Raw genomic sequence first — 5,956 nt, forward strand, 5'->3', positions numbered from 1 at the left:
GCGCGGCCGTGGCGCGGGGCGGTCCGGCCAGAACGGCACGAGCGGCCTCGGCCGGCGGCACACCCGCGCTCGTCAGGCGGCACATGTTCCGCAGAACGGCGATGTCCGCCCCGGTCCAGCGGCGGTGTCGGCCGTCCTCCCGGGCGGCCGGCCCGATGCCGTAGCGGCGGTCCCACGAGCGCAGCGTCGTCGGCGCGACACCCAGAAGGCGGGCCACCGCGCCGGTGGTCAGCCCTGCGTCGGCCGGCGGCCGGCCACCGGTGCGGTGGCCCGCCGGGCCCATCGCCGCGTCGGTCACGGGGCCCATCAGGTGGTCCATAAATCCCACCATACGATGCAATAACGATGCATGTTGCCCGACGTGTCGCCGCGCGGTTGGCTGGAGGTAGCGGGGTTGTGCGCGATGCCCTCACCCACCACCGCGTCCTCACCCCGACCGGCAGGATGGACAGGAGACGGCCATGAAACTGAGCGACGAACTCCCCGTCGATCACCGGCTGGCGATGGTGTACCGGATCGGCGCGGGCCTCTGCGGCGCCATCCTGCTGGCCTTCGGCGTGCTCGGCTTCACGAGTCGGCTGGGCTTCTTCGACACCGGCGGCGATCACATCGCCGGACTGTCGACCAACGGTCTGCTGAGCCTGATCTCGGTAATCGTCGGCGGGCTGCTGATCGCCGGGGCCGCGGTGGGCGGAAACGTCGCGTCCACCCTGAACATGACGATCGGCTCGCTCTTCCTGCTGAGCGGCTTCGGCCATCTCTTCATCCTGGACCAGCCCGCGAACATCCTGGACTTCGGCATGTCGAACGTCGTCTTCAGCTTCGTGATGGGGCTGCTGATCCTCACGTTCGGCATGTACGGACGAGTGACCGGCGGCCTGCCGCACGACAATCCGTACTGGCGCCGCCGCCACCCGGGGCAGGCGGACCGCGAGGCCGCCGCCGCCCGCAGGCGTGCGGCGGCGGCCGGACCGCTCGGACGGGGAGGCACTCAGACCTTGCGGTAGCGGGCGTTGACCCAGGAGAACACGCCGAAGGCGACCAGCCCGAGGGCGATGACCACCAGGAGCCACGGGCCGACCGGAGTGTCGGTGAAGGAGCGCAGGGTGTCGTCCATGCCCTTGGACTCGTCCGGCTGATGCTTGATCGCGGCGGCCACCGCGAACCCGCCCGCCGTAGCGAACACGATGCCGCGCGCCGTACCGCCGAAGACTCCGGTGAAGTCGACCGCCTGCCGGACCCGCTTGGACATCTCGGACATCTTCAGGTGTTTGTGGTACTTCCGCAGGAGGGCTCGGACCGCGATCCAGACACCGGCACAGGCCACCCCCACGCCCGCGATCCCCACGATCCACTGGCCCCCGGGCCAGCCGAGCGCCTTGGCGGTGATGTCCTTCGACTGCTGGTCCGACGATCCGCCTCCACTGCCCGAGTCACCGGCGGCGAAGGACAGGACGGAGTAGGCGACGAATCCGTAGAAGACGGCACGGCCCGCCGCCATGGCCCGCTTGGTGGGTTCGCGGCCGTCAGGTCCGGCCGCGCCGAACAGCGCCTCGGAAAGCCGCCAGAGCGCCATCCCCGCCAGGGCGATGCCCAGCACCCACAGCAGGACCTGCCCGAAGGGCTTCTCCGCTATCTCGCCGATCGCACCGCCCCGGTCGGCCTGTTTCCCACCGCCTCCGGACAGCGCGATCCGCAGGGCGAGGGCGCCCACGAGGACGTAGATCACCCCACGGCCCACGAAGCCCGCGCGGGCCCCTGCCTCCATCGCGGTGCTGTTCGCGGCTTTCCTGGCCTGGCCGCGTCCCTGCGCTGCTACTGAACGGGTATTCATGCATCCCGGTTGCCCCGGTCCGGTGGATCAATGTCATGAGCGCGCCGGAGGGTGACTTTCGACGCAGAAACGACGCGGCGAGCGGTCCGGGCGAACGCGCGTGAGCGTGGAGACAAGGAGAAGACCCACCCCGCTCGCCGGAGGAGACATCATGACGATCACCCGTCTGCAGCGCACCGCGGCGTCCGCCGCGGCACTGGCCCTTCCCGCCTCTCTGGCCTTCTTCGCTCCGCAGGCCCAGGCCGGGGCACCCGCCGAACCGTACGGCCCCGCCTGCGCCTCCGTACCGAAGGAGGGCGCGGGCAGCCTGGAGGGCATGGCGAAGGACCCGGTCGCCACCGCCGCGTCCAACAACCCCGAACTCTCCACCCTTGTCGGCGCGGTGAAGAAGGCAGGTCTGGTCGACACGCTCAACAACGCGAAGAACATCACTGTGTTCGCGCCGACCAACGCCGCCTTCGAGAAGATCCCGCAGGCTGATCTGGAGGCGCTCCTCAACGACAAGGCCGAGCTCACCAAGGTGTTGACGTACCACGTGGTGGGCGAGGAGGTCACGACCCAGCAGATGGAGGACGGCGCCTTCAAGACGCTGGAGGGCAGCGACCTCACGACGAAGGGCTCGGGCACCGAGTTCACGGTGAACGACTCCTCGAAGATCGTCTGTGGCGATGTGCCGACGGCCAACGCAACGGTGAATCTGGTCGACAGCGTGCTCATGCCGCCGTCGTCGTGACGGTTGCGCCGCCGCCTCCGCGCACAGCGGATCCTGTGCCCGGACCTCACGACGGTCCGGGCACAGCGCGACGGTCCGGGCACAGCGCGACGGTCCGGGCACAGCGCGACGGTCCGGGCACGGGCTCCGCGCGTCCGTTCTATACGCTGAGGGCGTGACCAGCGCCGACGACCGACCGACCCGGAGCGGCGCCTCGGAACCCGAGGCGCCGCTCGCGGACCTCCAGGCGTTCGCGGTCGAGCTCCGCCGGATGAACGGCGAGATCAACCGGATGACCCACGGTTTCGCGGCGAACCAGCAGCTGCACCCCACGGACGTGAGCGCGCTCGCGGCCATTCTCGACGCCCCGTCGCCCCTCACCCCGGGGGCGCTGCGCGAGCATCTGGGCCTCACCTCCGGCGCGGTGACCGCCTGCCTGGACCGACTGGAGCGGGCGGGCCATGTCCGCCGGGCCCGGGAGAGCACCGACCGCCGGGTGGTACACGTGTACTACGAGGCGAGCGCCCGGACGGCCGCCCGCGACTACTTCATGCCGCTCGCCGAGGCCACGGCACGGGCCAGGGCGCGCTTCAGCGAGACGGAGCTGGCGACCGTCCTGCGCTTCCTCGCCGCGATGAACGAGGAGCTGGGAGAGGTCCCCCCGGCGCGCCGCTGAGCTTTTCCCCGGCCGGGTGCGTCCATGGAAGGACGACGGCCACCGAACCCACCCCCTGCGGCTGCCCGCGCGAGCGGTCCCGTAATCTATTTCAACGATTGAGATTGTTCATCACTGAGATATCTCCACCCCCGGGAGAGACATGTCCACCCCTGCACGATCGATCCGCCGGCTGATCCCCGTCCTGCTGCTGATCGCGTGGCTCGGCATCGGCGGCGGGCTCGGCCCGTACGCCGGGAAGCTCGGCGAGGTCGCCACCAACGACCAGGCCGCCTTCCTGCCCCAGAACGCCGAGTCCACCCAAGTCATCGACGCGCAGAAGGCGTTCCAGCAGAACGAGACCCTGCCGGCCATCGTCGTCTGGACGTCGGCGGAGAAGGACGCGCCGGTGAGCGACGAGCAGCGGGAGGCCGCCACCGGTGCCCTCGCCTCGCTCGCCGGGAGCGACGGCGTGGTCGGATCCCCCTCCCCCGCACTGCCCTCGGAAGACGGCCTCGCGCTCCAGGGAATCGTGCAGTTGAGCCCCGGTCTCGGGGACGAGTTGCCGACGGTACTGGAGAGGATCCAGGGGGCGGGCGCGTCCGTGCCCGGCACGACGGTCCAGCTGGCGGGGCCGGCCGCGAGCCAGGCCGACCTGTCCGACGCCTTCGCGGGCATCGACGGGCTGCTGCTCGGGGTCGCCCTGATCACGGTGCTCGTCATCCTGCTGCTGGTGTACCGCAGTGTGCTGCTGCCCTTCGTCATCATCCTCGGCGCCGTGTTCGCCCTCTCCCTGTCCTGTGCGATCGTCTACGTCCTCGCCGACCACGACATCGTGCGTGTCGACGGGCAGGTACAGGGCATTCTGTCGATCCTGGTGATCGGCGCGGCGACGGACTACGCACTGCTGCTCACCGCCCGGTTCCGGGAGGAACTCGCCGTCCACGGTGACCGGTTCGCCGCGATGCGCATCGCGCTGCGCGAGTCCTTCGGCCCGATCACGGCCAGCGCCGCGACGGTGGCGGCGGGACTGCTCGCCCTGCTACTCAGCGACCTCACCAACAACCGGGCGCTCGGGCCGGTGGGTGCGATCGGCATCGTCTGCTCGGTCCTGAGCGCCCTCACCTTCCTGCCCGCCGCTCTGGTGCTGCTGGGCCGGAAGGCCTACTGGCCGGCGAAGCCCAAGCCCGCCGACGACAGGCTGTCCGGCGGCCACGGCATCTGGCACCGGGTGGCCGCCCTCGTCGACCGCGCGCCCCGCAAGGTGTGGGCGATCACCCTGGCGGCCCTGATCGCCTGTGCCGCGTTCGCCCCCACGCTCACCTCCAAGGGTGTTCCGCTCGACGAGATCTTCGTCAACGACGCCCCGTCCGTGGCCGCCCAGGAGACGTTGAGCGAGCACTTCCCCGGCGGTTCGGGGAATCCGGTGGTGATCATCTCGGCGGCCGACCGGCTGACCGAGGTCAGCGAGGCGGCCGGCCGTACCGACGGGGTGGCCTCCGTCGCGCCGGTGGGCGCGAGCGGGCGGCCGGGCGGCGAACCGCTCGTCGTCGACGGCAAGGTCCGCGTCGACGCGACCCTCAAGGACGCGGCCGACAGCGACGGCGCCAAGGAGACGGTGGCCGCCCTGCGCACCGCGGTCCACGCGGTACCCGGATCGGACGCGCTGGTCGGCGGCTACACCGCGCAGCAGTACGACACCCAGCGGACGGCGGAGGACGACCGCATGCTGATCGTGCCGGTGGTGCTGGCGATCATCCTGGTGATCCTGGTCTTCCTGCTGCGGTCGCTGCTGATGCCGGTGCTGCTCGTGGCGACCGTGGCGCTGAACTTCCTCGCCACGCTGGGCATCTCCTCGCTGGTCTTCACCCATGTGTTCGGCTTCAGCGGCACCGATTCATCGGTGCCGCTGTACGGATTCGTCTTCCTGGTCGCCCTGGGCGTCGACTACAACATCTTCCTGATGTCCCGGGTCCGCGAGGAGTCGCTGCGGCACGGCACCAGGGAGGGCATCCTGCGCGGGCTCACCACGACCGGCGGGGTCATCACGTCGGCGGGCGTCGTCCTGGCGGCCACCTTCGCCGCGCTGGGCGTGATCCCGCTGGCGTTCCTGCTCCAGATCGCGTTCATCGTGGCCTTCGGCGTCCTGCTGGACACGCTGGTCGTCCGGTCGCTCCTCGTCCCGGCGCTGGTGCGGGACATCGGGCCGAAGGCGTGGTGGCCGGGTGCCCTGAGCCGGGAAGGGGAGGAAGGGGAGGACGGTCAGCGCGGCACGGCCGCGGAGGCCGGGTCCGGTTCGCGGTAGGCGGCGAGGGCCGCGATGTCTGCCAGGGCCGTCACGACGCCTTGGCAGAGCATGAGGGTCCCGGCGAGGAGCACCCCGCCGGTCACCCAGGGGCTGTCCGGACCCGGTGCCGGCTCGGGGCCGGCCGGTGGCGGCGGGCCGTCGGGGCCGGTCGAACCGGCTCAGCCGACGGGACCGGAAGGGCCGGCGGCCCGAAAGGGGTCCTCGCTCATCAGGACGGTTCCCGCGCCTGGTCGGCCTGCCCCTTCGCGCGCCTGCCGACCACCGCGGCGGCGGCGACCGCACTGCCCGCGAAGGCCAGCGCGACCATCCAGGGACGGTCGAAGACATGGCAGGTGGCGTGGTCCACGGAGTAGCGCCCGGGGCCGGTCAGCCCGATGGCCGCGGCGGTGAAGCCGAGGAACGCCGGGTACTCGTAGCCGCCGCCCTGGGCGAAGAAGCCCGCCGGGG

The 5,956-nt window shown here is 71.3% G+C and carries 6 protein-coding genes and 1 pseudogene; 4 read left to right on the forward strand and 3 right to left on the reverse strand.

The window, feature by feature from the left end; translation table 11 throughout:
* The coding region (locus tag CR470_RS34965) for a MerR family transcriptional regulator (protein ID WP_373561463.1) at positions 1 to 307 on the reverse strand (307 nt) is incomplete at its 3' end.
* 154 nt (positions 308 to 461) lie between these two features.
* Between CR470_RS34965 and CR470_RS34970 the strand changes: the two genes are divergently transcribed.
* Positions 462 to 1,007, forward strand: a complete 546-nt coding sequence (locus CR470_RS34970; RefSeq protein ID WP_097871492.1) for a DUF4383 domain-containing protein — start codon at positions 462 to 464, stop codon at positions 1,005 to 1,007.
* On the opposite strand, the gene CR470_RS34975 is transcribed toward CR470_RS34970, so the two are convergent.
* On the reverse strand, positions 992 to 1,834 hold the full coding sequence (locus CR470_RS34975) for a DUF1206 domain-containing protein (RefSeq protein ID WP_179892477.1): 843 nt from the start codon (positions 1,832 to 1,834) through the stop codon (positions 992 to 994). The genes CR470_RS34970 and CR470_RS34975 overlap by 16 nt on opposite strands.
* 151 nt (positions 1,835 to 1,985) lie before the next feature.
* Between CR470_RS34975 and CR470_RS34980 the strand changes: the two genes are divergently transcribed.
* From CR470_RS34980 to CR470_RS34990, 3 genes are all read left to right on the forward strand, one after another.
* Positions 1,986 to 2,567: a fasciclin domain-containing protein gene (locus tag CR470_RS34980; RefSeq protein WP_097871497.1), complete on the forward strand. Its 582-nt coding sequence runs from the start codon at positions 1,986 to 1,988 to the stop codon at positions 2,565 to 2,567.
* Positions 2,568 to 2,721: 154 nt separating this feature from the next.
* The gene (locus tag CR470_RS34985; RefSeq protein WP_097871500.1) at positions 2,722 to 3,222 is read left to right on the forward strand and encodes a MarR family winged helix-turn-helix transcriptional regulator; all 501 of its coding nucleotides are present in this window, start codon (positions 2,722 to 2,724) and stop codon (positions 3,220 to 3,222) included.
* A 142-nt stretch (positions 3,223 to 3,364) separates the two neighbouring features.
* Positions 3,365 to 5,506 carry an MMPL family transporter gene (locus tag CR470_RS34990; protein WP_097871502.1) on the forward strand — a complete coding sequence of 714 codons (2,142 nt, stop codon included), beginning with the start codon at positions 3,365 to 3,367 and terminating at the stop codon, positions 5,504 to 5,506.
* Positions 5,507 to 5,717: 211 nt separating this feature from the next.
* Here the strand turns inward: CR470_RS34990 and CR470_RS35000 are convergent.
* A pseudogene (locus CR470_RS35000) lies at positions 5,718 to 5,956 on the reverse strand (RpiR family transcriptional regulator); the annotation flags it as partial.

The sequence above is a fragment of the Streptomyces sp. rh34 genome, from assembly GCF_002551245.1.
In the GTDB taxonomy this organism is placed as follows: domain Bacteria; phylum Actinomycetota; class Actinomycetes; order Streptomycetales; family Streptomycetaceae; genus Streptomyces.